Here is a 25862-nt window from a genome sequence, read left to right as displayed (position 1 = left end):
AACCGGCGCGGGTGGCGCGCACATAACGGCGCGGGTGGCGCGCACATAACAAAGTGAGGCGTCATGGAAGGCTTTACAATCATCGACGGTATCGTCGCATTGGTCATCATTGTCTCGGCCATTCTGGCCTATAGCCGCGGGTTCGTGCGTGAAGGCATGGCCATTGCCGGTTGGATCATCGCCGCCATTCTGGGCTATATCTTCGCCCCGAAAGCGGTGCCGCTGGTGAAAGAGGTCCCTTATCTCGGGGACTATATTTCCGGGTCGTGCGAATTGGCGGTGATCACCGGGTTTTTCGCGGTCTTCGCGCTGGCGCTGATCGTGGTGTCGATCTTCACGCCGCTGTTCTCCTCCGCCGTGCAACGCTCGGCATTGGGCGGCATCGATCAGGGGCTTGGCTTTCTCTTCGGCGTGCTGCGGGGCATCATTCTCGTGGCGATCGCGCTGGTGATCGTCGACCGTGTCTCCACCGGCGACCCGATTGCGGCGCTGGAAAATTCGCGCACCGCGAAAGTCTTTGCCCGCTCTCAAGACAAGATCGACGAGAGCCTGCCGGATTCTGCCCCCGACTGGATCACCCAGCGCTACGAGAGCCTGGTCTCGACCTGCACGCAATAAACGCCGCGTGCACCCAAAAACACGAAAATGTCGTGACATTGCAAGAGATCGGAGGCGGCACGCTTGAATGCGGGGCCGCCTTTTCTTAGCTCTGGGGCAGCCCCTCGTTGCCAGATTGGAACGCCGCATGGCCAGCTCGCCGCTGTTCTGGAATCTCATCGCCAGGAAATACCTCGCCTCGCCGGTTCCCGATGAGGCGGTGTATCAACGCAAGCTCGAGCTGACCCGCGAGAGATTGCGCCCCGATTGGGATCTGCTCGAGATCGGCTGTGGCTCCGGCGCCACCGCGCTCAACCACGCGCCGCATGTCCGCTCGGTCACCGCCTGCGATTTCTCGAAAAAACTTCTGGCGGTCGGAGAGACCCGCGCCGCGGCCGAGCAGATCGACAACGTCACCTTTCACTGCAAAAGCCTCGATGAGATCACCGCCCCGCCCGCCTATGACGCGGTCTTGATGCTGTCGCTCCTGCATCTCCTGCCCGATTGGCGCGGCGCGATTGACAGGGCGGCGGCGCTCACCAAACCCGGCGGCATCTTCGTCTCGTCGACCACCTGCATGGGGCATTCGCGGCTGTTGCGCCTGTTGCAACCGCTCTTGCGTCTCCTGCCGCTTCTGCCCTCGGTCACCGCCTTTACCGAAGAGGCGCTGCGGGCCGAGATCCGCGCCAACGGGTTCGACATCGAGGTGGATTGGAGGCCCGAGGGGGCGGATGCGCTTTTTCTCATCGCGCGCCGTCAGGGCTGAACAGATCTTCCGCACAAAGGCCATACTGGCCCCGCTCACCTGCCGATGTGACAAAAAGCTATGTGATCCTTTCGTGACACTCGGGCCACAAGGGCTTAAAGGAGGGTCGAAAACGCCCGCTACAGGATTCGGAGCCCGGCAATATGCGCACCATGCCCCCGTCTCACCCGTTCGATGATGACAAGCTGAAGGAGGAATGCGGTGTCTTCGGCGCGGTCGGTGTCACCGACGCTGCCTCCTTCATCGCCCTCGGATTGCACGCGCTGCAACACCGCGGCCAGGAAGCCGGCGGCATCGTCACCTATGATCCGGAAGCGAATTTCCAATCGGCCCGCCGGTTCGGTTATGTGCGCGACAATTTCACCTCGCAAAAGGTGATGGAGACCCTGCCCGGCTCGATCGGCATCGGCCATGTCCGCTATTCCACCGCCGGCTCGAAAGGCACCACCGCCATTCGCGATGTACAGCCGTTTTTCGGCGAATTCGCCATGGGGGGCGCGGCAATTGCCCATAACGGCAATATCACCAATGCCGACAGCCTGCGCCGCGAGCTCATTGAACGCGGCTCGATCTTCCAATCCTCCTCGGACAGTGAATGCATCATTCATCTGATGGCGCGGTCCCTGCAGCGCAATATCCCGGAACGGATGAAAGACGCGCTGCGCCGGGTCGAAGGCGCCTTCTCGGTCGTTGCCATGACCCGCACCAAGCTCATCGGCGTGCGCGACCCGCGCGGCGTGCGGCCGCTGGTTCTCGGCAAGATCGGCGAGAAAGGCTATGTGCTCTCCTCTGAAACCTGTGCATTGGACATCATCGGCGCCGAGTTCGTCCGCGAGATCGAGCCTGGTGAAATGGTGGTGATTTCCGACGATGGCAAGCTCACCAGTTCGAAACCGTTCGAGCAGCAGGCCTCGCGCTTCTGCATCTTCGAACATGTGTATTTCTCACGCCCGGATTCGATCCTCGAAGGCCGCTCGGTCTATGAGACCCGCCGTCAGATCGGTGTCGAGCTGGCCAAAGAAGCGCCCGTGGAGGCCGATCTGGTTTGCCCCGTGCCGGACAGCGGCACGCCGGCGGCCATTGGCTTTGCCCATGAGAGCGGCATCCCCTACGGCATGGGCATCATCCGCAACCAATATATGGGCCGGACCTTCATCGAGCCCTCCGAACAGATCCGCAACATGGGCGTGCGTCTCAAGCTGAACGTCAACCGGGCGCTCATTCGCGACAAGCGCATCATCCTCGTCGATGACTCGGTGGTGCGCGGCACCACGTCTCGCAAGATCAAGGATATGCTGCTGGACGCCGGCGCCGCCGAGGTGCATTTCCGCATCGCCTCGCCGCCCACCATGTGGCCGTGCTTCTACGGCGTCGACACGCCGGATCGTGACAAGCTTCTAGCGGCGCAGATGACGGTCGAGGAAATGCGTCAGCATCTCGATGTGGACAGCCTGCAATTCATTTCCCTGGACGGGCTCTACCGCGCCGCCGGCGTCGCCGAGGGCCGCAACAACGCCAAACCGCAATATTGCGACGCGTGCTTCTCCGGTGAATACCCGGTCGCACCCACGGATATGCTCGCCAAGGGCTTCGAGCTGAAACCGGCTGCGGAATAAGTGGCAATGCGGCGTTTGCGCGACATTTTCGGCAAACGCCTTCCCCAAACTTCAGAAACAGATCTCGCCAACTCTCTGGATCAGGACCCGCGCTGGAAGCGTTTCATGGGGGACAACGGCCCTTGCCCCTGCTGCGGAAAGCCCATGCAAGGCGTCTTTGACATTGGCTTTCATGCGCCTACGACATGGTCTCATCCAACCTCCCACGATAACGGCCCCGGCGAATTTCGTTTCGGTGAGGACTTTCTGAACTCCGATACCTGCCTGCATGCCGGCGATTTCTTCGTGCGCTGCGTCTTTCCTCTGCCCATTCGGGGCTGTGATCAGAGCTTTTCATTTGGTTGCTGGGGCAGCCTCAGCGAAGAAAGTTTTCGGCGTCTCATCCAATCCGAGAGCGGAGATGACGACTTTGAGGGCGCATTTTCCTGGCTTTCCAATAGCTTTCCTTGCTTCGATCTTGGCGAGGACGAACACGTCGCTTGTGACCTTATTCCGGGAAAGCGAGGCCAGCGGCCTTCACTGCATGCGCAAGAAGGCCCGCTCTTCAAAGCACAAAAAAGCGGTATCTCCTTCGACCACCTTCTCGACATCTACGCCGCGACCGGAAACGACATGCGGCCCCATTTGGTAGACTGACCATGACTTCCCTCCTCGATCTCGATCCGCGCTGGCGGGCCTTGCAAAGCCAAGGTGGCGTTATTGACATCGGCTTCGATCACCCGTCGGACTGGCCGCATGAGGCCCGTGGAGAAGCCCCCTTTGTCAAGGCGGGCGAGGATCAGCTGGCGTCCGAACTGTGCCGCTTTGCAGATGGGCGCTACCTCTGTGCCACGCTCGCCCTGCCCATTCGCGGCTCCGCCGAGGCGCTGATGGTGGCGCTTTGGGTCGAGGTGCCGCACCCGGTCTTCTACGCCTATCTCGAGCTGTTGGACGGCGGCGCGGTGCCTGGTGACACGCTCGCCACGCTGGCCAATGATCTTTCTCCACTGGCACCTCAGGACAGCCCTGTGACCCTCTCTTTCGGCGACGGAACCGCGCGGCCGTCGGTGACCCTGGAGGCGATACCGGACATCTCGCTCGACCAGCTCATCGATCTCTACGAGGCCAGCGGGACATTGGCGCGCAGCGCGTTCAAACCCTCTTGACGCATCGGCGCACAAGCGCCACACCAAGCCCCATGACAGAGAACACGAAAATCGCCCTGATCACCGGCGCCTCGCGCGGCCTTGGCTTCTTTCTCGCCGAGGCACTGGCGCCCGCCTATCACATCGTCGCCGTGGCCAAGACCACCGGCGCGCTCGAAGAGCTCGATGACCGGATCAAGGCCAAAGGCGGTCAAGCCACGCTGGCCCCGATGGATATCACCAACCCGGATGCCATGGCGCATCTCTGTCGCGGCATCTATGACCGCTGGGGGCATCTCGACCTCTGGGCCCATACCGCGGTCTATGCGCAACTCCTGTCGCCTGCGGACCACATGGACCCGAAAGATTTCGATCGCACGATGAACACCAATGTCATCGCCACCGGCAAGCTCATTCCGATGGTCTCGCCGCTCCTGAACATGGCCGCCGCCCCCGCCGATGTGCTGTTTTTCGAGGACAATCACGCCGGCGAGAAATTCTTTGGCGCTTACGGCGCCTCGAAAGCCGCGCAGATCGCCATGGCGAAAAGCTGGCAGGCCGAAAGCGCCAATGTCGAGACCGCGCCGCGCATCCACATCCTGACGCCCAATCCGATGCCCACCGCCACCCGGGCACGGTTCTTCCCGGGCGAAGAGCGCGAGACACTCACCCACCCGAGTGTCGAGGCAGAGCGTCTGCTGAAGGACATCGCCCTGCTCTGAAGCACGAATAGCCGGACCACGCCTGCGCCGCTGTGGCGCTTGCCCGCGCTCTGTGCTCTCCTCTCTACTCTCTTCTGTGTCCTATGTGCCTTCGGCGCGTCCCCTGCGCATCCCAGCCCATCGCCAAACCCGCCTGCGCGAGATAGAGTCTCCGGAAAACCTCCGCCAGACCGAGGCAATTGCACAGGAAGCCGCCCCGATGCGCCATTTGAGCCAAGCCGAGTTTTCACATCTCTACGACACATATCGCATCCGCTTTTATCCACGCGTGCAAAAGGGACAGGCTCTCTCTGGGGAAGACGTGGCTTTTGAACCGATGTGTCAGCATCCGCAGGAGGGTTTCCTACCTCTCGGGGCGTTCAGCTACAGTCAGAGCTTTATCGAAGGCCTGTCCCATGTCGGTCGGTATTGCTCCATCGGCCGAGGCGTCCACAGGCTGGGCGTGGACCATCCGGCCGACTGGGTGAGCACCAGCCCGATGTTCTACAAGCGTCGGCATTATCAGCGTTATGCCCGTGACGACTCGCCTATGCCCCGCAGTTTCGACAACACGCCGGCCCCGATCAACATCGGCAACGATGTCTGGATCGCCGACAATGCGGCGCTGAAGGGAGGAATCACCATTCATGACGGCGCGATCATCGGCTATGGCGCCGTGGTGACCAAGGATGTCGCCCCCTATACGATTGTTGGCGGCATCCCCGCGAAAAAGATCCGCGACCGGTTCGATATGGACATTGCCGATGCCCTGCAGGCCTCGGAATGGTGGCGCTATGACGCGCGCGATCTCTCAGACCTGAGCATGGAGAACCCACGCGCGTTCCTGAAGGAATTCGAAATGCGCAAACCGGGGCTGCAGCCGCTGCCGGAACACCGCCACCCTCTGCAACACTATCTCGAGAACTCTTCCTGACATAGTGATGTTTTCCCTGAAGGTCTCGGATGCACTCAGGGACATAGGCTCACAAGGGCGCGAACAGGTCCACGCGATAACCATCCGGGTCGGAAACCGTGGCGTAGCGCTGGCCCCAAAAGGCATCCCAGGGCTGGACCAGCACGGAGAAGCCGGCCTCTTCCACCGCTTTCGCCATGCCGTCCACCTCCGCCGGGGTGTCACAGAGAAGCGCAAAGGCCGAGTGATTGGGCGCGCGCGGCGCTTCGCCGGTGAGTTTTTCCATCAAGGCCGCACTGTCGATCATCAGCCGCGGCTCTCCCGGGCGCCGCACCGGCTCGACATGGTCGTCGGAGAGAAAGCCACCCTCGAAATCGAACCCCAACACCGTGTAGAACGCCATCGCGCGTTCGATGTCTTTCGCCGTGACCGCAACGGCATCCAAAACGGGCGTGACCATGGGAGATCTCCTTATTTTTCCGGATTGCTCCGGGTTTTTCCGCGCAGAGGTCGCGGGCGACTTGCCGCGATTCCAAGCCTGCTTTAAGGAATAGGACAACACAAGAGAAAGCAGCCCCATGCGTATCCTGATCACCAATGACGACGGCATCAACGCCCCCGGCCTGAAGACGCTCGAAAAGATCGCATCCGAGGTGGCGGGGCCTGCGGGCGAGATCTGGGTCGTGGCGCCCGCCTTCGAGCAATCCGGGGTCGCCCATTGCATTTCTTATTCGCATCCGACGATGATCACCGAACTCGGACCGCGCCGCTGGGCCGCCGAGGGCTCGCCCGCCGATTGCGTCCTGGCTGGCCTGCACGACATTCTGCCCGAAAAGCCCGATCTGCTGCTCTCCGGCGTCAACCGCGGCAACAATGCGGGCGAAAATGTCATGTATTCCGGCACTATCGGCGGCGCCATGGAGGGTGCGCTGCAAGGGGTGAAATCCATCGCCATGTCGCAGTTCCTCGGCCCGCGCAATTATCAGGCCGAAGACCCGTTCGAGAGCGCCGCCCGGCACGGCGCCGAGGTGGTCCGGCGTCTTCTCGCCGCACCCTGGGACGAGGATCGCGATTACGGGCTGTTCTACAATGTGAATTTCCCGCCGATCCCGGCCGCCGACACCAAATCGCCGCTGATCTGCCGGCAGGGACGGCGCCAGACTGCGGGTTTCGGCATCGAGGGGCAGGTCTCCCCGACCGGTCGGCGCTTCCTCTGGGTGCGCGGCTCCGAACAATCGGTCGACACCGGCCCGGGCACCGACGTGAGCGCCAATCTCGCGGATCATATCTCGGTCACGCCGATGCGCGCCGATCTGACGGCGCATGACCGGCTCGACGCTCTGGAGAGTGCCTTCTGATGGTGATGACGCCCGAAGCCAAGATGCAGTTTCTCTACACGCTGCGCTCCAAGGGCGTCACCGACGGGCGCACGCTTCAGGCGATGGAAAAGATCGACCGCGGCGATTTCGTGCGCGGGATCTTCGCCGAACGCGCCTATGAGGACATGCCGCTGCCGATCGCCTGCGGCCAGACCATTTCGCAACCCTCGGTCGTGGGCCTGATGACCCAGGCGCTCGATGTGCAGCCGCGCGACAAGGTCCTGGAGGTCGGCACAGGCTCGGGCTATCAGGCGGCGGTCCTCAGCCAATTGGCGCGCAGGGTCTACACCGTCGACCGTTATGCCAGGCTGGTGCGCGAGGCGCAAACGGTGTTCGATCGTCTCGGCATCGTCAATATCACCTCCATGTCCTCGGACGGCTCGTTTGGCTTGCCGGAACAAGCGCCCTTTGATCGCATAATTGTCACCGCCGCCGCCGAAGACCCGCCCGGCCCCCTCTTGGCGCAGTTGAAAACAGGCGGTATCATGGTGGTGCCGGTGGGGCAGTCTGACGCGGTTCAGAGCCTCATCAAGGTGACGAAGACCGAGCAGGGTTTCGAATATGAAGAATTGCGCGCCGTGCGTTTCGTCCCACTCGTCGAAGGGATGGGACAGGAATGACGGCGTTTGAAACGATAAGAGTGTAAGCCTTCGCCAAGAAAGGCGATCGGGGCGCCCAAGAGGCCGTCCCCAGGAATTGAGGACAAGAGAGCCATGAGCACCGTGACGATTTCATCCGTACGATCCCCGCGCCTGCGCGCCCTGCAGCTGTTGCTGGCCGGGTCCGCCGCCCTGGCGCTTGCGGCCTGCGACAAGCCGATCGATTTCGACCTGCGCGGGCTGACCGACGGGTTCACCACGGCACCGGCGGCCAGCGAGGCCCAGACCGTGTCGAAACCGGTGCCCGATGCCAACGGTATCATTTCCTATCCGAATTATCAGGTCGCCGTGGCCCAACGCGGCGACACCATTGCCTCGGTGGCCGCCCGCACCGGTATCCCGGCCACCGAGCTGGCGCGCTACAACGGCATCACCGACGATGTCTCGCTGCGCGAAGGCGAGGTCGTGGCCCTGCCGCGCCGCATCGACGGCTCTTCCGCCACGACCAAGGCCGGCACGATTGCCTCCGGCGAGCGAATCGACATCACGGCGCTGACCGACGAGGCGCTGAACAATGCCGCGACCAACACCGGCGGCACCACGCAGAGCGTGACCACCACCACGATGACGCAGGCTCAGGCCTCCGACCCGATCGGCGGCATGGAACCGGTGCGCCACCAGGTCAAACGCGGTGAGACCGCCTATTCCATCGCCCGCAAATATGGCATCTCGGTGCGCGCGCTGGCCGATTGGAACGGACTTGGCGCCAATCTCGAGGTGCAGGAAGGCCGTTACCTGCTGATCCCGGTCAAGGCCTCCGAAGCGCCGGTTCAACAGGTGGCCGAGACCGAGCCGGGGGCCGGCACCCCGACGCCCACCCCGCCCTCGGCGGCAGAGCCCCTGCCCGATCCGGCAGCGGCCGTGCCCGCGCCGAAGGAAACCAAACCCGCCGCCGATCTCGGCGCCACCCAGACCTCGAGCGCGGAAATGGTCAAACCGGTCTCCGGCGCGATCATCCGCGACTATGACAAGACCAAGTCGAAATTCATCCTGTTCTCCGCCAGCTCCGGCACGCCGGTGAAAGCGGCCAAGGACGGCACGGTGAAGCTGATTTCCACCAATGCCGACGGGGTGAAGATCATGGTCGTGGATCACGGCGATGGCTTGCAGACGGCCTACAGCTTCATCGACGGTATCAGCGTCAAGAAGGGCGACAGGGTCAAGAAAGGCCAGACCATCGCCAAGGTGACCGCGAACGAATTCAACGCTTTGCAGTTCATGGTGTTCAAGGGCACCCAGACGGTCGATCCGACGCCCTATCTGAACTGACCCGCAGCGACAGGCAAAACAAAACGGGCGCTCACTGGCGCCCGTTTTTGTTTCCCTATAATCCGCTTTGCTGAAATCACCCCAGCGTAACGCCCATCCGCCCGGCCAGATCGGTGAAATATTGCCAGGCCACACGGCCCGAACGCGAACCGCGTGTGGCCTGCCACTCGATGGCTTCAGCGCGCAGCGTCTCGTCGTCGATCTCGACGCCGTAAGCGTTGCAATAGCCCCGGATCATCTCGAGATACTCGTCCTGCGAGCACGGATGGAAACCGAGCCAGAGCCCGAACCGGTCCGAGAGCGAAACCTTTTCCTCGGTCGCTTCCGACGGGTTGATCGCGGAGCTGCGCTCGTTCTCGATCATGTCGCGCGGCATCAGGTGGCGGCGGTTCGAGGTGGCGTAGAACAGCACATTCTCGGGCCGGCCTTCGATGCCGCCATCCAAAACGGCTTTCAGGGATTTGTAATGCTGGTCATCGTGCGAAAACGACAGATCGTCGCAGAACAACAGGAAGCGATGCTCGGAGCCACGCAGAAGATGCAGGAGCCGTGCCACGGAGGGCAGATCCTCACGCTGCATCTCGACGATCTTCAAGGGCAGGCCTTGCGCGTTCACCGCCGCATGGACGGATTTCACCAGCGAGGACTTGCCCATGCCGCGCGCGCCCCACAAGAGCGCGTTGTTCGCAGGCAGGCCACGGGCGAATTGCAGCGTATTCTCCAGGAGCGTGTCGCGGGCGCGATCGACCCCGATCAGCAGCGAGATATCCACCCGGGCCACCCTGGGCACCGGCTGCAAGGCATCCGGCTCGGTGTGCCAGACATAGGCCTCGGCCGTTTCGAAATCGGGTGCGGCCAGAGGCGCCGGGGCCATCCGCTCCAGCGCCTCTGCAATCCGTGTCAATGTGTCGTCACTCATCGGGATCAGTCGTCCTCGTCGAATTCGGCGAAAATATCGTCATCCTCGTCGAGCACACCGGCGGCACGCAGCTCGTCATTGCGCTTCTTCTCGACCCGGGCAACGAGGAAGATCGAAATCTCATAGAGCCCGTAGACCACGGTGAAGAGGATGAGCTGGGTGGTGACATCCGGCGGCGTCACCAGTGCGGCGACGGTCAGAATGCCGACAACCGCGTATTTGCGGGTGCCGCGCAGACCGGCGGCGGTGGCCAGCCCGGCCTTGCCCATCAGGGTCAGAAGCACCGGCAGCTGGAAACACAGACCGAAGGCCACGATCATTTTCAGCGTGATATCGAGGCTTTCGTTGACCTTGCCGTTGAAGACGATGTCGATACCGCTGTCCGTCGAGGCCGCGGCCACGTCGCCGCCGTTGCTCACCAGAGCGCCAACGAAAGACGGCAGATCCGCAAAGCCCAGGAAGAAGGTCATCGCCAGCGGCACGACCACATATTGCGCGAAGGCCGCGCCCATCAGGAACAGCACCGGCGAGGCGATCAGGAAGGGCAGAAAGGCATTCTTCTCATTGCGGTAAAGACCCGGCGCCACGAAGCGCCAGAGCTGATAGGCGATCACCGGGAAAGACACGGCCAGACCGCCAACCATGGAGATGCGAATGAGGGTAAAGAAATATTCCTGCGGCGCGGTGTATTGCATCACCGGGTTCGGGTTGCCCAGCGCCCGCATGGACTTCTCGATCGGCACCAGAAGGAAATCCAGGATCGGCCCGGCCACGGTGAAACAGATCACCATGCCGACGACAAAGGCCAGAACCGAGCGGATGATACGGGTGCGCAGTTCCGCCAGATGTTCGATCAGCGGCGCGCTGCTGTCATCGATATCGCTGTCGCTCATGCGTTATCCTCGGTCTTCTTGGCAGGTTTTGCAGCCGGTTTCTTCGCGGGTTTGGCCGCGGCTTTCGGGGTTGCTGCCTTTTTGGCTGGCGCTTTCTTGGCTGGGGCCTTCTTGGCGGGAGCTTTCTTTGCTGCCGGCTTTTGCGCGGGGGCTTCCGTCGCGGCCGCCGGAGCCGGTTTGGCCTCCTGCTCTGCCGCGGCTTCCGCCGCCTGTCGCTCTGTCGCCTTCTTGGCCGCCGCATCCGAGATCTTTTGCGCCATTTCCGCGCGATCGGGGCTCAGCTCGTCTTTTTGCAGATCCGTCGTCTTCGGCGCGGCCTTGCCGTCCGCGGCCTTCATCGGGTCCCATTTCTCGAATGTGTCCGCCGCCTCGTTGAGCTTGTCGAGACCGAATTTCTTCGGATTGGCCGCGCCCTTGAGCGCGTCCGCCGCATCCTTCACCCCGGCCTCATCCGCCGCAGATTCCATTGCCCGGGAAAACTCCCGCGCCATGGATTTTGCCCGGGCGGTGAATCGCCCAAGCGTCCGGAACATCCCCGGCAGGTCCTTGGGACCGACCACGATCAGGGCCACCACGCCCACCACCAAGAGTTCTGACATGCCGATGTCAAACATCCCGCACCGCCTTGTCCAATTGCCACATCACATGAGGCAGGTCACCCTGCCCCGCCCGCCGAAGGTCTTCCTTCGAAAGCCAAGCCTTCAGGCCCAAGCCCTCAGGCTTTGTCTTTCTCGTCCTCGGGGGTGATGTCCTTGGCGACAGAGGCGGCTTCGTCCTCGATCTCCTTGGTGCCCTCGGCGACGCCTTTCTTGAACGAGGTGATGCCTTTGCCCACTTCGCCCATGAGGCCGGAAATCTTGCCGCGGCCAAAGAGCACCAGAACCACGACGGCGATGAGCAGAAGACCCGGAAGGCCGATATTGTTGAGCATGTGTCTCTCCATTTTCAGCGGGCCGTGAAAAGACCCGTCACAAATCTCGGGAACAAGGATTAGGACGGCGATCCAGAGAGGAAAAGCGCAAAAACGCGTTTTGGCGGTCGATGCACAACATTGCCGCGGCGCAACAGGCTGGAAAATCTCAACAGACAGGTTTATGTCAGTTGTCGAGCGCCATTCTCAGGTCATCGAAACCTCGAATCGGAGAAAAATGACCATGAATATTCAGATGATTGAAACTGTGATCTTCCAACTGGCCGAAGGCGCCACGGAGACGGATCTCGCGGCGCGCGCGCAGGATCTGGAGGCCTATTTCCTCACCTTCCCCGGCTATCTCGGCCGGGCGCTCTACAAGCGCGAAGACGGCAATTGGGTCGATCAGATCAGCTGGGCCGATCAGGCGACGATGGAGGCCTGTGATGCGGGCTTTCGCGATCACCCGGCGGCGGCGCCCTATATGGCGCTGGTGAAGCCCGAGAGCGTCATCATGCACCGCACCCCGCCGATCTTCGCCAAAGCGGCCGATCTGGAAGCGGCGTAACGTGATGGCAGGCGGTCGCAAGGAAACCGGTATCCGGCGCAGCGACCGCCTGTTCGATCTCATCGGGATCCTGCGCGACGGGCAGCTTCATACCGCCCGCGAACTGGCCGGGCGCGTCGAGGTCTCCGAACGCACGATCTGGCGCGATATGGCGACGCTCAAGGCCTCCGGCGTGCCGGTCGAGGGCGAACGCGGCGTCGGTTACATGATCACCGCGCCGATCACCCTGCCGCCGATGAATCTCACCATGGGCGAGCTCGAGGCACTGCATCTCGCCGTGGCGATCCTCGGCGAGGCCTCCGATCCGGAGCTGGCGGACAGCGCCAGGAGTCTCGCGGAAAAGATCGATGCGGTGCTGCCGGAAAACACCGGCCCGCCGGCGGCCGGCTGGGGCTACGCGGTGCATCCCTTTGCCTTTGCCGACGCCCGGGCGGGCTACAGGCATATGCCGCTCTTGCGACAGGCGGTGCGTGAACAAAAGGTGCTGCGCATCACCTATCTGGCGCTCTCCGGCGAAAGCTCGACGCGCTTGGTGCGCCCCTTGCAGCTCAACTATTGGGGCCGGGTCTGGACCATGAGCGCCTGGTGCGAGGCGCGCGCGGCGTTCCGCACCTTCCGGGTCGACCGGATCGAGAGCGTGATCGACACCGGCGCCACGTTCCACGACGAACCGGGCAAGACGCTCGAGGATTTCATCGCCTATCAACAGGCGCATAAACCGTTTAAAAACCGCGATTAAGTCGCCGGAGCTAGGCTGCAGGCGTGGGGAACACGAAACAGCGGTCCCGGCGCATCATCAGCCACATCGGCGTGCCCGGTTTCGGCAGAAACACCGAGGGCACCGTCGCCTTGAGCACCGAACCGTCGAACTCCATCCTGAATTCCACGAGGCTCTCGCGCCCCATGAACCGCGCCCGCTGCACCGTGGCGCGGGCCGGCGTCCCGTCCTGCGGCGTCGGATTGGGGCCACGCCCGTCGCGGTCGAAATCGATGCGCAGATGCTGCGGCCGGATTACGATCTCCACCTCGGTGCCATCGGGCTGACCGGGACAGAGGAATTCGCCAAAGGCGGTGGTCACGGCAAGTTTTTGAACCGTGCCGCGGATCACATTGATATCGCTGAAAAACGCCGCCGCCTTGCGGTCCACCGGGGCGTTGTAGATATTGTAGGGCGCGCCTTGCTGCACGATCTTGCCGTCGCGCATCAGCGCGATCTCATCGGCCATGCGCATCGCCTCATGCGGCTCATGGGTGACCAGAAGCACGGCGGTGTTCTCGGCCTTGAGCACATCCAGCGTGCTGTCACGGATATCATCCTTGAGCCGCTCGTCGAGCCCGGAAAACGGCTCGTCCATCAGCATGATCGAGGGCTTGGGGGCCAGCGCCCGGGCCAATGCGATCCGTTGCTGCTCGCCGCCCGACAGCTCATGCGGGAACTTGTCGATGGCCGAGAGCAACCCGACCTTGTCCAGAAGCTCTTCGATCCGGGCACGTTTATCGGATTTATGCCCTTTCAAGCCAAAACCCACGTTATCGAAGACCGTCAAATGTGGGAAAAGTGCAAAATCCTGAAACATCAATCCGATCGAGCGCTGCTCTGGCGGCACCCGGAACACGGTGTCACAGACCAATTGCCCGTCGACATAAATTTCGCCTTCGTCCTGCATATCGACGCCGGCAATGATCCGAAGCGTCGTGGATTTGCCGCAGCCCGAAGGCCCCAACAGGCAGGTCACCTGCCCCGGCATCACCTTGAGCGAGACGTCGGAGACCACCTCGCGGCCCTGAAAACGGCGGCGGATGTTGCGAATTTCAAGGCGGGGATCGGTCACGGGGCGGGCTTCATTGTCTTACAAAAACTCTCAAGATCCCTAACAGGGCGCGGAACGCTTAGCAACAGCTGCCGCCCGCCTGCGCCGCGCCGGTCTCGCTCAGACTATCGAACGGGCTCGTCGCACCGCACCCCGCGAACACGCCATAATGGCTGGAGAAATCGCCGATGAACTCGAAATGCGGCGCAAACCGCGTTTCCTTGAGCATCTTGAACGTGTTGCCGCAGACCGGGAACACCCGCCCCGTCTCGATCCTGTGCCCCGCGTCGAGCTCAAACAGATGCGGCGCGCCTTGCATGGTGCCCTTGTAGATCACCGCCTGGCCATAGTCTTCACATTCCGGCTCGAGATCGAGTTTGAACAGACGGTAGGTGGCGGACATGAATTTGATCGGCGCCACTTTCGCCTCGAGCTCCGGGTTCTCGACTGTGAGTTCGCGATGTGTCACCAGACGCGGATCACCAAAGCCGGCGGCACGGGCCATATATTCGAAATCATTCCAATAGAGCGCGCCGGAGAGGCATTCGCCATAGAGCACCGGATCGGAGCGCAGCGCCTCGGGCACCCGCCGGTCGGCATAGACGTCCGAGAAGTACATCTCGCCACCCGGTTTCAGCAAGCGGAAGGCCTCTCGCAGCACGGCGGGTTTGTCCATCGCCAGATTGAGCACGCAATTTGAGACGATGACGTCGAAGGAGCCCTCTTCCAGCGGCAGCGCGTCGAGCTTTTCGATATAGCCCTGATGGAACTCCACATTGGATTTGCCGTAGCCAAAGCGCTCGCGATGCCAGTCCTGATGACGCCGCGCCACCTCCAGCTGTTCCTCGGTCATATCGACGCCCACGACAAAGCCCGCTTCACCAACGAACTGCGCCAGCGCATAGACATCGCGGCCGGAACCAGAGCCGAGATCGAGCACGCGCGCGCCCTCGAGCATCTCCGGCGCGATCAGCCCGCAGCCATAATAGCGCGACAGCACCTCGTCATGGACATTCGAGAGCGCGGATTTGAGAGCGTCGGAGAGATCATCCGGGCTGCAACAGGCGTTGGTCTTCAGATCCTGACTGCCCTGAAGCACCTTGCCGTAATAGTCCTGAACATCCGCGTGGCTCATGCGTGTCTCCTCTGCCTGCCTGGCATCCTGTCGCGTTTCGCGCCCTACTCTTGCGTCAGAACGCCTCTCAGGTCCAGCCGGGATCACGGTAAAGTCAGAGCCTTGCCAGACAGATCGCAATACCGGCCGAATTCAGGCCAAAACAGGGCGGAGCGCGCCCACTAAGCCCGATGTTAACGATTTGATTACCTTTTTCTGGCGCCCAGAGGTCGAATTTTGTTAAAAATCGGGCACAAACCCGGCGAAGCCCGGACATGTCCCGCGTGCCTCCGCGCCGAATGTGCCGAGTGCCCGCTCCTGCGTCCGGTTTCACCATGTTCTCTGTCCAGTTCAGCGCCTCTCCGCTCTCTGCCCTGCTTCATCAGCTGTTCCAACCCTGGCTGTCCGCGACGCCGGCGCAAACGGGCAGCGCCGGCGCGGTGCCCCGCCACACACGCCCGGCGCCCCCGGAGTTTACCGCAGGCCAAACACCGCAGGCCATTGCCGATGGCACGGTGTTCTGGCTGCAAAGCCGGTCGCACCATGGTGCCGGACACGCCGGCGCCTCTCACGACAGCCAACAGGAAACGCTGCCCGAGCCGGCGGTAAAAACCACTCAGGCGGAAAACGCTCCCGAGGAAAACGCTCAGGCGGGCAATGCACAAACGGACACTGCACAAACGGACACTGCGCAGCCCGCCACAGCCAAGACCGACCTGTCGCAGGCCGCATCCTCCGTCACCGCGGCCACCCAAAGCGGGCCATCCCAGGCCCAGAACGGGCTTTCCGTGGCGCTGGAGGCGATCACCCGCATCGCCGACCGGATGGCTCAGGGCGAGGCCGTGACCCAGAGCTTGCTCGACGAGGTGGCGGCCGCGAGCGAACAGGCCGGAGCCACGGACGAGACCGCGGCCCGGGCCGAGAGCCAGTCTCGGGCCGCGGCCGAGGCCTATCGCGAGACCAGCATCATGCTGACCCCATTGAAACGGCTGCAGGACATGGCCGCCGACTGGACCGGCACGGGCAAGCCTGGCGCGGCGCCGGGCCTCACGGTCACAAGCGGCGGTCTTGTCTCGCTCAACCAGACCCAGATCACCGCCCTGCAACAGCGGGTCGACAGCCTTTTCGAGCTGCCTGGACTTTACAGCGCCGCCGATGCCGGAGCGGGACATAGCGCGATGCGCTGAGCCCTTCTCCGGTCCGATTTTCAGGCCCTTCTCCGAATCCCCTTCTCAGGTCCGGTTCTCAGGCGACACAGGTCAGCAGACCCTACATGGTCGAGTTGAACTGACCGCCGTCGAGCAGGATGTTCTGTCCGATCATGAAGCCCGCAAATTGCGAACACATGAAGGCACAGGTGGCGCCGAATTCCTCGGTCGTGCCATAGCGGCCGACGGGGATGCTCTTGGAACGATCCGCCCGGATTTCATCCGGGGTGGTGCCGGCGGCCTCGGCCTGTGTGCGATCCATGCCGACCATCCGGTCGGTGGCGTGGAACCCGGGCAGGAGATTGTTCATCACCACGCCCTGATCGGCGATCTGCCGCGAGGTCCCGGCGACATAGCCGGTGAGCCCGGCGCGTGCCGAGTTCGACAGGCCGAGCACCCCGATCGGCGACTTGACGGAGACCGAGGTGATATTGACCACCCGGCCCCAGCCGCGCTCCATCATCGCCGGCACCAGCGCCTTGATCAGCGCAATCGGCGCCAGCATGTTGGCGTCGAGCGCCTGAATGAAATCCTCGCGATCCCAGTCGGTCCACATGCCCGGCGGCGGGCCGCCGGCGTTATTGACGAGGATGTCGACGCCCTCGGCGGCCTCCAACAGCCTGGCCCGGCCCGCTTCGGTGGTCACATCCGCGGCCACGGTCACGACCTCGACGCCGAAGTCGGTGCGAATATCGGCGGCTGCGGCCTCCAACGCCTCGACGCCCCGGGCGTTCATCACCAGATCGACGCCGGCCTCGGCCAGCGCCCGGGCACAGCCCAGTCCCAGCCCCTTTGACGAAGCACAGACCAATGCCCGCTTGCCTTTGATCCCCAGATCCATATCCCTCTCCTTTGCCTTTGCAGTTATCTTGGCCGTCGCCGCGGCATGTCCTGGCGTGTGACGGCATGTCGACCGGCGCCTGTCGCGCCACCCGAGCCTCAGGACAGGTTGTAGGGCGCGGCACCGGGAAAGTCACCTCCGGCAATGTCTCGGCAGCCTCTGAAGCCGCCCTGCACATCGCGCCTCCGGCCCCCCGGACCGGGGAGCATCGAACGCATCGTGGCCCCAAAATCGTGGCCCCAAAAGTGAGTCGCACTGTAACGGGAAATGGATGCGGGGACTGTCCGCATATGTTTCCCCCGGGCGTTTTTTGCAACTTCGCCACATAATGCACCAGTCTCGCCCAAATCCGGCCACTGTTTCCGCCCATGATCGCAATGTTAAAGCACCGTAGGAGCCGCATAGGCTATGTGTAGCGTTTCTATGTACAAAATGGGGCAAGCCCGGCATACTCGCGGGGCTGGGATGGTGAGTAGATGGCGTTTTCCAAACCGGGCACCGAGGTCGCCCGATCGCAAAAACACCATATTGGGGTATCGGAGAACGAAATGATCGGGGGATCGAACGGAGACACGGCGCAGGCCGGCACAACGGTGGAAACCGGTCTGCCGGTGCAGAGCCTTGCCGTCTATCGGGCCGATGAGTTCCGTGTGATCAATGGCGTCAATCTGGGCGACGGGCTGTGCAATGCCGCCGAGATCGAACTGGCGGATGTCTACCAGCTGCGAAAACAGGCCGAACGCGGCCGCCTGTCGGTGATCGTCTCCGGCGAGGCCTTGCACATCGGCGAAGACACCGAGCTCGGCCACCCGGGCCATGCGCTCCATCTCGATTGTATCGCCACCCTCATGGGCACCTCGGGCACGACCGTCGAGCTTCTTGTGGTGGTCGAAACCGACGACGGCGGCCTGATCGAAGAGGTGTTCTTTCTGCCCTTCGCGCCGCTCGATCCGGACATCGAATATGCGCTCGTCAAGGTCGATCAGGACACCGCCCGCACCCGGCTCTCGGATGTCGCCTGTGTCGCCTTCACCCGTGGCACCCGGATCACCCTGTCGAACGGCATGCAGAAACCGATTGAAGAGATCGCGATCGGCGATCGGGTTCTGACCCGCGATCACGGGCCGCAGGAGGTGCGCTGGATCGGCGCCCAGACCGTGCGTGCCACCGGTGCCTTTGCCCCCATCGTGATCAAGCAGGGCGCGCTCAACAATTCCAAGGATCTGACCGTTTCGCCGCATCACCGGATTTTCATCTACCAGCGCCGCGATGCCATCCATGCCGGTCGCGCCGAGGTGCTGGTCAAGGCCAAACTGCTGGTGAATGGCAAAAGCGTGATCCAGTCGGATGGCGGTTTTGTCGAGTATTTCCAGCTGCTTTTCGACAGCCACGAAATCATCTATGCCGAGGGCATCGCCGCCGAAAGCATGTTCGTCGATAGCCGTGTCCGCCCCTTCCTGCCGGAAGATGTGCAGGCCAGGATCGCCCCGGACCGGATGAGCGCCGAAACGCCCCGCGCCTTCGAGCTGCGCGACGGCATGTTGGAGCCTTCGGTGGCCGCCGACATCCTGCGCAGCGCCTCGGGGAGCTGAGCCACTGGCGGCAGGACGCTTATGCCGCCAAGCGGATCGAATGACACGCTCCCCTTATAGCCTCGCAACGGCCGCTGAAAGTCCTATGGGGAGGTTGGCCCTTCCGGGGCGCGGGACAAGGCGAAGCCGCCGCGCCTGCGCCTGCCTGTCCCCGCAGGCTGGCGCATTTCACCGGAACGCAAACCTCGGATCGTAGATGCATTTTGCGCCATAAAGCGCGCGGAACATGCGTCAGAGCGCCATCCTACAGGCAGGCGTGTCACGGCTCAGCTCCCAGGTGACCAATGTCCGCTTCGTCCACAAAGCGCCCCTGTCGTTTCCCCTCTTTGATCCATTCCCCATTGCCCAGCGTCGCGCCCGCACGTATATGAGCGCCATGTTGGATCGCTCGCATAACGCCCCCGAATTGCCGCCGGAGATTGCCCGTCGCCGGACCTTCGCCATCATCTCGCACCCGGACGCCGGTAAGACGACGTTGACGGAGAAATTCCTGCTGTACGGGGGCGCGATCCAGATGGCCGGTCAAGTGCGCGCCAAGGGCGAGGCGCGGCGCACGCGGTCGGACTTCATGCAGATGGAAAAGGACCGGGGCATCTCGGTCTCCGCCTCGGCCATGTCGTTTGATTTCGACGGGCATCGCTTCAACCTCGTCGACACGCCCGGCCACTCGGATTTCTCCGAGGACACCTATCGGACACTGACGGCGGTAGACGCAGCGATCATGGTGATCGACGGCGCGAAAGGCGTGGAGAGTCAGACCCAGAAACTGTTCGAGGTCTGCCGCCTGCGCGACCTGCCGATCCTGACATTCTGTAACAAGATGGACCGCGAGAGCCGCGATACGCTTGAGATCATTGACGAGATTCAGGAAAACCTGGCGATCGACGTGACGCCCGCATCCTGGCCGATCGGCGTCGGGCGCGATTTCCTGGGGTGTTATGACGTGCTCAATGACCGGCTCGAACTGATGGATCGCGCCGACCGCAACAAGGTCGCCGAGAGCATCAAGATCGAGGGGCTCGATGATCCGAAACTGGCGGACCATGTGCCCGCGCATCTGTTGGAACAGCTCCGCGAAGAGCTCGAAATGGCGCGCGAACTGCTGCCAGCCTTTGACCGCGAGGCCTTTCTCGACGGCACACTGACACCCATTTGGTTCGGTTCCGCGATCAATTCCTTCGGGGTTCAGGAGCTGATGGACGGGATCGCCAAATACGGCCCCGAGCCGCAGCCGCAAAGGGCCACCCCGCGCGCGATCAGCCCGGACGAGAAAAAGGTCATGGGCTATGTCTTCAAGGTGCAGGCCAATATGGACCCGAAACACCGCGACCGCGTGGCCTTCGTGCGTCTCGCCTCGGGGCATTTCAAACGCGGCATGAAACTCACCCATGTGCGCACAAAAAAGCCGATGGCGATCTCCAACCCGGTGCTGTTTCTCGCCTCCGACCGTGAATTGGCGGAAGAGGCCTATGCCGGCGACATCATCGGCATTCCGAACCACGGTCAGCTGCGCATCGGCGACACGCTGACCGAGGGCGAGGACATTCGCGTCACCGGCATCCCGAGCTTTGCGCCCGAGCTGTTGCAAGGCGTGCGGGCGGGCGACCCGATGAAAGCCAAACACCTCGAGAAAGCGCTGATGCAATTTGCCGAGGAAGGCGCTGCGAAAGTCTTCAAACCGGCGATTGGCTCCGGCTTCATCGTCGGCGTCGTCGGCGCACTGCAATTCGAGGTGCTGGCCTCGCGCATCGAGCTCGAATACGGGCTGCCTGTTCGATTTGATGCGTCTCAATTCACCTCTGCGCGCTGGGTGACCGGTCCGAAGTTGGAATTGGACAAGTTTGTCAACGCCAACAAACAGCATATCTCCTACGATCACGACGGCGACCCGGTGTTCCTGACGCGTCTGCAATGGGACATCGACCGGATCGAGCGCGATTACCCGGAGCTGACGCTCTCGGCGACCAAGGAAATGCACGGCGCGTAAGTCACCCGACGCACCCTGCCAAGACAGTGTCACGCCGCCCGGCCGAACCGCCCGGCGGCGTGATGTTTTCTTCCCCCGCTCTGGCGCGCCCCGGAAGGCCACCCTACCCCATATGGGCGATGCGAGATCCGAGAAGACGCTCTTAAACTTGACCACCTGTTAAGCTTAATCGGAGCAATTTTCATGAGTTCACACATCCCACAGGCGACGCGCACAATCGCAATATCAGTCGCCTTCTCGGCCGCTTTCACGCTCTGTGCGGGAGCCGCCTTCGCCAGCACCCTGACCGCCACGATCGCCGACGCCACCCCGGTGGTGATCGACAGCACCTATGACGCGTTCTGGGTCGAAGAGAGTGCCACCTCCACCGGCGGGGCCTACACGATCCACAACAACACCTCGAACCTGACGCTGATCGGTTTTGGCGTCACCAACCCGAACCCCAGCTCGGTGGCCGGCATCGACGGCAGCAGCCTCGGCTTCATCACCGTCTCCAATGACACCGGCGGCTATTCTTCCGGCGATCCCTATACCGGCGATTTCTGGGAGGCCTTCAATCTGAGCAGCAGCAACTGGAACGACAACCTGCTCTGGGATGACTATTACAGCAACACCAGCAGCGCACAGGCATTGTTTGGCGATTTCGGCGATGCGCTCGGCAGCGATGGCTATGCCAACTATTACCAGATGCTCGATGCCACCGGCATTCTGGCAGGCGAGAGCGCCTGGGATTTCATGTTCAGCCATGCTGCGCCGGCCTCTTCGCTGTTTGGCGTCGCCGTGGATGACAACAACAACACCTACGCGTTCATCAGCGGAACCGTGACCGGCGGCATCCCGGCCGTCCCCCTGCCCGCCGGGATGCCGCTCATCCTGACCGGACTTGGCGCCTTGGGCCTGTTCAAACGCAAGCGCCGCGACCACGGGATGTCAAAGCTGATCGCGGCCTGATCGCCAAGTCCGACATCCGCAGGTCCGATACCCGCCGACCTGCCCGCCCCGAAAAGGACACGTCGCCCCTGCACGGTTGCAGCCGGGCGGCGTGACGTTCTAAGCTGTCTCAAAATCATTGATTTAGACCGAGAGATTAGAACCAAGACGATGTCCACCCCGCCGACAGAGCCCCCCGCGCCAGAGCCGGACAGCACCTATCCGCAGGGCTATGACGCGATCACGGCCCAGCTCGAGGCGGAGCGTGTCGCCTTTGTCGATCTGGACGGGAATTTGCCCGATCCGGAGATGGATTTTGCGCCGCTGAAAACCCGCATCCTGCCGCCGCGCGGGGATTGCGAGCTGCGCAAACCGGCGCCGGAGCGCTATCGTGAGAATGTCGAATGGATGGCCTACCGGCTGGCCAATCAGCCGGAGCTGTTCCATCTCACTGCCGTCTTGATCATGCTGTCGCGCCGCCGGCCCTTTGATCCTCAGATGCAGCGCCTCTGGCACCGGCTCTGGGACGAGGAGGCCGAATTTCTCACCAAACTGCTGAGCCCGCGCTGGAAAATCTCGGCGCTCCGGACCTTTGGCGATTTCGGACGGACCGAGGCAGAGCGTCGGCTGGGCCGGGACATGTTCCTGGTCACCGGGATGATGAAACTCGCGGATAGCGAGCGCAATTTCTCCGGTCTCTCCGCGGCGGAACATTTCCCCCTGGGCAAGCGCAAGAATGACGCGGTGTCCCTGGGGCTTGAGCCCTATTCCGTGAGCGGCGGCGATCTCGACATCCATATCATCCACCACCTGCATGAAAGCGTGACAGCGCTCGACGGGACCGGCGCCGGGCTGTTGGGACAAAGCCTGCTCGACGAGATCAACGCCAGCCCGCGCACGGTCTTTCGCCGCCTGATGGTGATCCGCGACAAATTCCGCCGGGCACGCGCCAGACGCGCCGCGAAACAAAGCTAAACCTCTGCACACCTGCGTTTTTTCGCCGAAGACCGGAAAAAACTCCGACACGGGGATTCCCAATTCCGATAAGATCGCTAAGCTGTGGCCAACGACAGCACACGCACCAGGATTGCACATGACCCTCACCTACAGCAGCCGCCTCGCCCTCACCGCCGGGCTCACCGCCTCTGCGACCACACTGTCTTCTGCCGCCTTCGCCGATGCCCCGGGCTGGGACGATCTCAAGGGGATCAGCATCGAAGAAATCGTCACCGAGACCAGCTATGAGGTGAAAAAGGGCTTTCCCGAGCGGCTCAAGAACGGCGTCGACGGGATGGAGCTCACCGGCTATGCCGTGCCGCTCACCCCGGGCGCCGATGTCTCCCAGTTGATCCTGGTGTCCGACATGGGGCTCTGCCCGTTCTGCGGCTCCGGCGAGCACGGCGCCTCGATTCAGGTCAATCTCGACCAGCCGATCATCGGGCTGGAAGAGGGCACGCGGATCACCCTGCGCGGCGATATGCGGCCGATGCTCGACCCGGAGACCTGGCAGGCGGCCACACTGGAAAACGCGGTGATCGTCGGCGGCTGAGCCCACGGCTTCGCCGCAGGGAACCGGGCTCGGCCAGCTCCGAGGCCTCCCGAACCTGCTTTTCGCGGCTTTTCTTGACCTTTGTGCCCGTGCGGCGTAGAAGGCGGTCCAAAGACGTACCGGCAATCTGGCCGGGCGGGCCGCGCGGGTATTTGCGGCCATTTAACAGCCGTACATCGCGAAAGGCACAATTTGACCAAGTTCACCGATCTCAATCTCGCCCCGAAAGTTCTCAAAGCCATCGAAGATGTCGGCTACGAGAGCCCGACCCCCATTCAGGCCGGCGCCATTCCGCCCGCTCTGGAGGGCAAGGACGTTCTGGGCATCGCCCAGACCGGGACCGGCAAGACCGCTTCTTTCGTGCTGCCGATGATCACCAACTTGGCGCGTGGCCGGGCGCGTGCGCGCATGCCGCGCTCGCTGGTGCTCTGCCCGACCCGCGAACTGGCGGCGCAGGTGGCGGAGAACTTCGACACGTACACCAAGTACATGAAACTCACCAAGGCGCTGCTGATCGGCGGCGTGAGCTTCAAGGAACAGGATGCGCTCATTGACAAGGGCGTCGATGTGCTGATCGCCACCCCGGGCCGGCTTCTCGATCATTTCGAACGTGGCAAGCTCATTCTCTCCGATGTGAAGGTCATGGTGGTGGACGAGGCCGACCGGATGCTCGACATGGGGTTCATCCCCGACATCGAACGCATTTTCGGCCTGACGCCCTTCACCCGCCAGACCCTGTTCTTCTCGGCCACCATGGCGCCCGAGATCGAACGCATCACCAACACCTTCCTCTCTGCGCCTGCGCGGATCGAGATCGCCCGCCAGGCCACCTCGGGCGAGAATATCGAACAGCATGTGGTGATGTTCAAAGGCTCGCGCCGCGACCGTGCCGCCTCCGAGAAACGTCAGTTGCTGCGCGCGTTGATCGACGCCGAGGGTGAGAAGCTGAAAAACGGCATCATCTTCTGTAACCGCAAGACCGATGTGGATATCGTCTCGAAATCGCTGAACAAATACGGCTATCAGGCCTCGCCGATCCATGGCGACCTGGACCAGTCGCAGCGCAACGCGACGCTGGAGAAGTTCCGCAATGGCGAGATCAAGATCCTCGTGGCCTCCGATGTGGCGGCGCGCGGTCTCGACGTCGCCTCGATCACCCATGTGTTCAACTTCGACGTGCCCGGCCATGCCGAGGATTATGTCCACCGCATCGGCCGCACCGGGCGTGCCGGTCGCGACGGCAAGGCGATCATGATCTGCGAGCCCCGCGATGAAAAGAATTTCGCCGATGTCGAAGCCCTGATCGCGAAAGAGATCCCGCGTCTCGAGAACCCGCTGGGCCAGCCGAGCGAAGAGGCGTCCGAGGCAGAAGCGGTCAAGTCCGAGAAACCGAAGCGGACGCGGACCCGCAAGCGCAAGAGTGACAAGCCAGCCGAAGAGAAGACCGCGGTCGAGTCCGGCTCGGCCGACGCCGGGCAAGACACCCGCAGCGAAGAGCCCCCGAAAGAGGCGAGACAAGAGCGCCGCCAGGACCGTCAGGACAAGCCCGAGGGCAAATCCCGCCGTGGCCGGGGCCGCAAGGATGATGACACCAAGGTCATCGGTCTCGGCGACCACCTGCCCTCTTTCATCGCCCTGAGCTTTGACGAGCGTCAGGCGGGCTAAGCGGCCCCCGTTCTCCACCAAGAGCGACGCACAGACCACAACACCCGCGCCATGGCGCGGGTGTCTGCGTTTACGAGGGATGTGTTTACGACGGATGTGTGTGCGGGGGATGTCGAAGCGGATCGGTCAGCCGCGGCTCGCGCTGCGACGGCGCATCAGACCAAGGCCACCGAGCGCCCCGACCAGAAGCGGCAGACCCGCCGGAACCGGCACGGGCGAGAGATCGCGGATCGCGAAGGTCTCGTACCAGCTGTCGCCGCTGATGTTCCAGACATATCCGTTGTACCCATCGTTGACATCGCACCAGTCATAGGGGTTGAACCAGCCCGCGGCACAGGCATAGGACGCGCCATAGGTGCCGGTATATCGGCTCTCCAACCCCGCGGGCGTTTTGAACGCGTCGATGAAGGCCGTGACATCGGACACGATATTGGCCCACACCTCCTCATTGCTCGGAAGCCGCCAGCCATAGGTCGCCTGCTCGGACATATCGAAAGCGGAGCAGCCATCGACCGCACCGCAGGGCGAGGCCCAGACCCATTCGTACCCGCCATAGGTGACGATCTGTGAGGCGTCGATTTCGCCAGTTCTGGCCGTGGCCGCCTCGGTCGCGCCGCTCAGGCCCAGCAGCAGGGCGACAGACGCAAGTGCAGAAGATGTAAACAAGAAACGCATGGGCTTCTCCCAAATGATGATGAACACGATTGAGATTACCACATGTCGAGGAAATCTCAGAATCGTGATTGGCCTCGAAACAGGGCACCAGCACAGGGCACAGAAAAACCCGCGCCGTGGCGCGGGTTCTTTATTTGCGGGTGATGTCAAAGCGGTTCAGCCTTGAAGCATTCAGC

At 62.6% G+C, this 25862-nt stretch carries 28 protein-coding genes; 19 read left to right on the top strand and 9 right to left on the bottom strand.

Going from position 1 to position 25862, the window contains the following annotated elements:
- Positions 1 to 63: 63 nt before the first annotated feature.
- From BM151_RS01620 to BM151_RS01590, 7 genes are all read left to right on the top strand, one after another.
- Positions 64 to 618, top strand: coding sequence for a CvpA family protein (locus BM151_RS01620; protein WP_090056242.1), 555 nt, complete (start codon positions 64 to 66; stop codon positions 616 to 618).
- A 127-nt stretch (positions 619 to 745) separates the two neighbouring features.
- Positions 746 to 1363 carry a class I SAM-dependent methyltransferase gene (locus BM151_RS01615; protein ID WP_177212991.1) on the top strand — a complete coding sequence of 206 codons (618 nt, stop codon included), beginning with the start codon at positions 746 to 748 and terminating at the stop codon, positions 1361 to 1363.
- 143 nt (positions 1364 to 1506) lie between these two features.
- On the top strand, positions 1507 to 2979 hold the full coding sequence (purF, locus tag BM151_RS01610; RefSeq protein ID WP_090056235.1) for an amidophosphoribosyltransferase: 1473 nt from the start codon (positions 1507 to 1509) through the stop codon (positions 2977 to 2979).
- Between the two features lie 6 nt (positions 2980 to 2985).
- A complete protein-coding gene (locus tag BM151_RS01605) occupies positions 2986 to 3615 on the top strand; it encodes a DUF2199 domain-containing protein (protein ID WP_090056231.1) in 630 nt (209 codons plus the stop codon).
- Between the two features lie 2 nt (positions 3616 to 3617).
- Complete coding sequence (locus tag BM151_RS01600; RefSeq protein WP_090056228.1) at positions 3618 to 4124, top strand: DUF2199 domain-containing protein; 507 nt, start codon at positions 3618 to 3620, stop codon at positions 4122 to 4124.
- Between the two features lie 32 nt (positions 4125 to 4156).
- On the top strand, positions 4157 to 4825 hold the full coding sequence (locus BM151_RS01595) for an SDR family NAD(P)-dependent oxidoreductase (RefSeq protein WP_090056224.1): 669 nt from the start codon (positions 4157 to 4159) through the stop codon (positions 4823 to 4825).
- Positions 4826 to 5024: 199 nt separating this feature from the next.
- Positions 5025 to 5738: a CatB-related O-acetyltransferase gene (locus BM151_RS01590; RefSeq protein WP_090056221.1), complete on the top strand. Its 714-nt coding sequence runs from the start codon at positions 5025 to 5027 to the stop codon at positions 5736 to 5738.
- Positions 5739 to 5787: 49 nt separating this feature from the next.
- Here BM151_RS01590 and BM151_RS01585 read toward each other — a convergent pair whose 3' ends face one another.
- A complete protein-coding gene (locus BM151_RS01585; protein WP_090056217.1) occupies positions 5788 to 6177 on the bottom strand; it encodes a VOC family protein in 390 nt (129 codons plus the stop codon).
- A 118-nt stretch (positions 6178 to 6295) separates the two neighbouring features.
- Here BM151_RS01585 and surE point away from each other — a divergent pair, with 118 nt between their 5' ends.
- The 3 genes from surE (at position 6296) to BM151_RS01570 (ending at position 9024) form a co-directional block, all read left to right on the top strand.
- Entirely contained in the window at positions 6296 to 7075 is a 780-nt protein-coding gene (surE, locus tag BM151_RS01580) for a 5'/3'-nucleotidase SurE (RefSeq protein ID WP_090056213.1), read from the top strand.
- Positions 7075 to 7716, top strand: coding sequence for a protein-L-isoaspartate(D-aspartate) O-methyltransferase (locus BM151_RS01575; protein ID WP_090056209.1), 642 nt, complete (start codon positions 7075 to 7077; stop codon positions 7714 to 7716). Before surE ends, BM151_RS01575 begins: the two co-directional genes overlap by 1 nt.
- A gap of 93 nt (positions 7717 to 7809) precedes the next feature.
- Positions 7810 to 9024, top strand: coding sequence for a LysM peptidoglycan-binding domain-containing protein (locus BM151_RS01570; RefSeq protein ID WP_090056205.1), 1215 nt, complete (start codon positions 7810 to 7812; stop codon positions 9022 to 9024).
- A 76-nt stretch (positions 9025 to 9100) separates the two neighbouring features.
- On the opposite strand, the gene BM151_RS01565 is transcribed toward BM151_RS01570, so the two are convergent.
- The 4 genes from BM151_RS01565 to BM151_RS01550 form a co-directional block, all read right to left on the bottom strand.
- On the bottom strand, positions 9101 to 9943 hold the full coding sequence (locus BM151_RS01565; RefSeq protein WP_090056202.1) for an ATP-binding protein: 843 nt from the start codon (positions 9941 to 9943) through the stop codon (positions 9101 to 9103).
- A gap of 5 nt (positions 9944 to 9948) precedes the next feature.
- Positions 9949 to 10836 (bottom strand): twin-arginine translocase subunit TatC, encoded by an 888-nt coding sequence (gene tatC, locus BM151_RS01560; RefSeq protein ID WP_090056199.1) that lies wholly within the window; start codon positions 10834 to 10836, stop codon positions 9949 to 9951.
- Entirely contained in the window at positions 10833 to 11450 is a 618-nt protein-coding gene (gene tatB / locus BM151_RS01555; protein WP_090056196.1) for a Sec-independent protein translocase protein TatB, read from the bottom strand. Before tatB ends, tatC begins: the two co-directional genes overlap by 4 nt.
- A 101-nt stretch (positions 11451 to 11551) precedes the next feature.
- Positions 11552 to 11767 carry a twin-arginine translocase TatA/TatE family subunit gene (locus tag BM151_RS01550; RefSeq protein WP_090056179.1) on the bottom strand — a complete coding sequence of 72 codons (216 nt, stop codon included), beginning with the start codon at positions 11765 to 11767 and terminating at the stop codon, positions 11552 to 11554.
- A gap of 217 nt (positions 11768 to 11984) precedes the next feature.
- On the opposite strand from BM151_RS01550, the gene BM151_RS01545 reads away from it, so the two are divergent.
- Positions 11985 to 12314: a hypothetical protein gene (locus BM151_RS01545; RefSeq protein WP_143093014.1), complete on the top strand. Its 330-nt coding sequence runs from the start codon at positions 11985 to 11987 to the stop codon at positions 12312 to 12314.
- Positions 12315 to 12318: 4 nt separating this feature from the next.
- Positions 12319 to 13053, top strand: a complete 735-nt coding sequence (locus tag BM151_RS01540; protein WP_090056172.1) for a helix-turn-helix transcriptional regulator — start codon at positions 12319 to 12321, stop codon at positions 13051 to 13053.
- A gap of 10 nt (positions 13054 to 13063) precedes the next feature.
- Here the strand turns inward: BM151_RS01540 and BM151_RS01535 are convergent, their stop codons facing one another.
- Positions 13064 to 14146 carry an ABC transporter ATP-binding protein gene (locus tag BM151_RS01535; RefSeq protein ID WP_090056169.1) on the bottom strand — a complete coding sequence of 361 codons (1083 nt, stop codon included), beginning with the start codon at positions 14144 to 14146 and terminating at the stop codon, positions 13064 to 13066.
- Between the two features lie 58 nt (positions 14147 to 14204).
- Entirely contained in the window at positions 14205 to 15260 is a 1056-nt protein-coding gene (locus BM151_RS01530) for a methyltransferase domain-containing protein (RefSeq protein ID WP_090056166.1), read from the bottom strand.
- A gap of 287 nt (positions 15261 to 15547) precedes the next feature.
- On the opposite strand from BM151_RS01530, the gene BM151_RS01525 reads away from it, so the two are divergent.
- Positions 15548 to 16426, top strand: coding sequence for a hypothetical protein (locus BM151_RS01525; RefSeq protein WP_143093013.1), 879 nt, complete (start codon positions 15548 to 15550; stop codon positions 16424 to 16426).
- Positions 16427 to 16508: 82 nt separating this feature from the next.
- On the opposite strand, the gene BM151_RS01520 is transcribed toward BM151_RS01525, so the two are convergent.
- Entirely contained in the window at positions 16509 to 17288 is a 780-nt protein-coding gene (locus BM151_RS01520) for an SDR family oxidoreductase (protein WP_090056159.1), read from the bottom strand.
- Between the two features lie 548 nt (positions 17289 to 17836).
- Between BM151_RS01520 and BM151_RS01515 the strand changes: the two genes are divergently transcribed.
- The 6 genes from BM151_RS01515 (at position 17837) to BM151_RS01490 (ending at position 25011) form a co-directional block, all read left to right on the top strand.
- Positions 17837 to 18880: a Hint domain-containing protein gene (locus BM151_RS01515; protein WP_090056156.1), complete on the top strand. Its 1044-nt coding sequence runs from the start codon at positions 17837 to 17839 to the stop codon at positions 18878 to 18880.
- A gap of 376 nt (positions 18881 to 19256) precedes the next feature.
- A complete protein-coding gene (locus tag BM151_RS01510) occupies positions 19257 to 20867 on the top strand; it encodes a peptide chain release factor 3 (RefSeq protein ID WP_090056153.1) in 1611 nt (536 codons plus the stop codon).
- 183 nt (positions 20868 to 21050) lie between these two features.
- Positions 21051 to 21818, top strand: coding sequence for a VPLPA-CTERM sorting domain-containing protein (locus BM151_RS01505; RefSeq protein ID WP_090056151.1), 768 nt, complete (start codon positions 21051 to 21053; stop codon positions 21816 to 21818).
- Between the two features lie 150 nt (positions 21819 to 21968).
- Positions 21969 to 22772: a hypothetical protein gene (locus BM151_RS01500; RefSeq protein WP_090056147.1), complete on the top strand. Its 804-nt coding sequence runs from the start codon at positions 21969 to 21971 to the stop codon at positions 22770 to 22772.
- Positions 22773 to 22890: 118 nt separating this feature from the next.
- Positions 22891 to 23346: a hypothetical protein gene (locus BM151_RS01495; RefSeq protein WP_245781063.1), complete on the top strand. Its 456-nt coding sequence runs from the start codon at positions 22891 to 22893 to the stop codon at positions 23344 to 23346.
- Positions 23347 to 23538: 192 nt separating this feature from the next.
- Complete coding sequence (locus tag BM151_RS01490; protein ID WP_090056143.1) at positions 23539 to 25011, top strand: DEAD/DEAH box helicase; 1473 nt, start codon at positions 23539 to 23541, stop codon at positions 25009 to 25011.
- 126 nt (positions 25012 to 25137) lie between these two features.
- Here the strand turns inward: BM151_RS01490 and BM151_RS01485 are convergent, their stop codons facing one another.
- Positions 25138 to 25686: a VPLPA-CTERM sorting domain-containing protein gene (locus BM151_RS01485; RefSeq protein ID WP_090056141.1), complete on the bottom strand. Its 549-nt coding sequence runs from the start codon at positions 25684 to 25686 to the stop codon at positions 25138 to 25140.
- Positions 25687 to 25862 lie beyond the last annotated feature (176 nt).

It is taken from the genome of Celeribacter neptunius, from assembly GCF_900113955.1.
Classification (GTDB): Bacteria; Pseudomonadota; Alphaproteobacteria; order Rhodobacterales; family Rhodobacteraceae; genus Celeribacter; species Celeribacter neptunius.
Note: the sequence above shows the minus strand (reverse complement) of the source record. Positions and strands in the feature narration are given on the sequence as shown.

Coding starts and splice junctions, on each gene's coding strand:
- BM151_RS01620 (WP_090056242.1), top strand. CDS start 64: ATGGAAGGCTTTACAATCATCGACGGTATCGTCGCATTGGTCATCATT.
- BM151_RS01615 (WP_177212991.1), top strand. CDS start 746: ATGGCCAGCTCGCCGCTGTTCTGGAATCTCATCGCCAGGAAATACCTC.
- purF (WP_090056235.1), top strand. CDS start 1,507: ATGCGCACCATGCCCCCGTCTCACCCGTTCGATGATGACAAGCTGAAG.
- BM151_RS01605 (WP_090056231.1), top strand. CDS start 2,986: ATGCGGCGTTTGCGCGACATTTTCGGCAAACGCCTTCCCCAAACTTCA.
- BM151_RS01600 (WP_090056228.1), top strand. CDS start 3,618: ATGACTTCCCTCCTCGATCTCGATCCGCGCTGGCGGGCCTTGCAAAGC.
- BM151_RS01595 (WP_090056224.1), top strand. CDS start 4,157: ATGACAGAGAACACGAAAATCGCCCTGATCACCGGCGCCTCGCGCGGC.
- BM151_RS01590 (WP_090056221.1), top strand. CDS start 5,025: ATGCGCCATTTGAGCCAAGCCGAGTTTTCACATCTCTACGACACATAT.
- BM151_RS01585 (WP_090056217.1), bottom strand. CDS start 6,177: ATGGTCACGCCCGTTTTGGATGCCGTTGCGGTCACGGCGAAAGACATC.
- surE (WP_090056213.1), top strand. CDS start 6,296: ATGCGTATCCTGATCACCAATGACGACGGCATCAACGCCCCCGGCCTG.
- BM151_RS01575 (WP_090056209.1), top strand. CDS start 7,075: ATGGTGATGACGCCCGAAGCCAAGATGCAGTTTCTCTACACGCTGCGC.
- BM151_RS01570 (WP_090056205.1), top strand. CDS start 7,810: ATGAGCACCGTGACGATTTCATCCGTACGATCCCCGCGCCTGCGCGCC.
- BM151_RS01565 (WP_090056202.1), bottom strand. CDS start 9,943: ATGAGTGACGACACATTGACACGGATTGCAGAGGCGCTGGAGCGGATG.
- tatC (WP_090056199.1), bottom strand. CDS start 10,836: ATGAGCGACAGCGATATCGATGACAGCAGCGCGCCGCTGATCGAACAT.
- tatB (WP_090056196.1), bottom strand. CDS start 11,450: ATGTTTGACATCGGCATGTCAGAACTCTTGGTGGTGGGCGTGGTGGCC.
- BM151_RS01550 (WP_090056179.1), bottom strand. CDS start 11,767: ATGCTCAACAATATCGGCCTTCCGGGTCTTCTGCTCATCGCCGTCGTG.
- BM151_RS01545 (WP_143093014.1), top strand. CDS start 11,985: ATGACCATGAATATTCAGATGATTGAAACTGTGATCTTCCAACTGGCC.
- BM151_RS01540 (WP_090056172.1), top strand. CDS start 12,319: ATGGCAGGCGGTCGCAAGGAAACCGGTATCCGGCGCAGCGACCGCCTG.
- BM151_RS01530 (WP_090056166.1), bottom strand. CDS start 15,260: ATGAGCCACGCGGATGTTCAGGACTATTACGGCAAGGTGCTTCAGGGC.
- BM151_RS01520 (WP_090056159.1), bottom strand. CDS start 17,288: ATGGATCTGGGGATCAAAGGCAAGCGGGCATTGGTCTGTGCTTCGTCA.
- BM151_RS01515 (WP_090056156.1), top strand. CDS start 17,837: ATGATCGGGGGATCGAACGGAGACACGGCGCAGGCCGGCACAACGGTG.
- BM151_RS01510 (WP_090056153.1), top strand. CDS start 19,257: ATGTTGGATCGCTCGCATAACGCCCCCGAATTGCCGCCGGAGATTGCC.
- BM151_RS01505 (WP_090056151.1), top strand. CDS start 21,051: ATGAGTTCACACATCCCACAGGCGACGCGCACAATCGCAATATCAGTC.
- BM151_RS01500 (WP_090056147.1), top strand. CDS start 21,969: ATGTCCACCCCGCCGACAGAGCCCCCCGCGCCAGAGCCGGACAGCACC.
- BM151_RS01495 (WP_245781063.1), top strand. CDS start 22,891: ATGACCCTCACCTACAGCAGCCGCCTCGCCCTCACCGCCGGGCTCACC.
- BM151_RS01485 (WP_090056141.1), bottom strand. CDS start 25,686: ATGCGTTTCTTGTTTACATCTTCTGCACTTGCGTCTGTCGCCCTGCTG.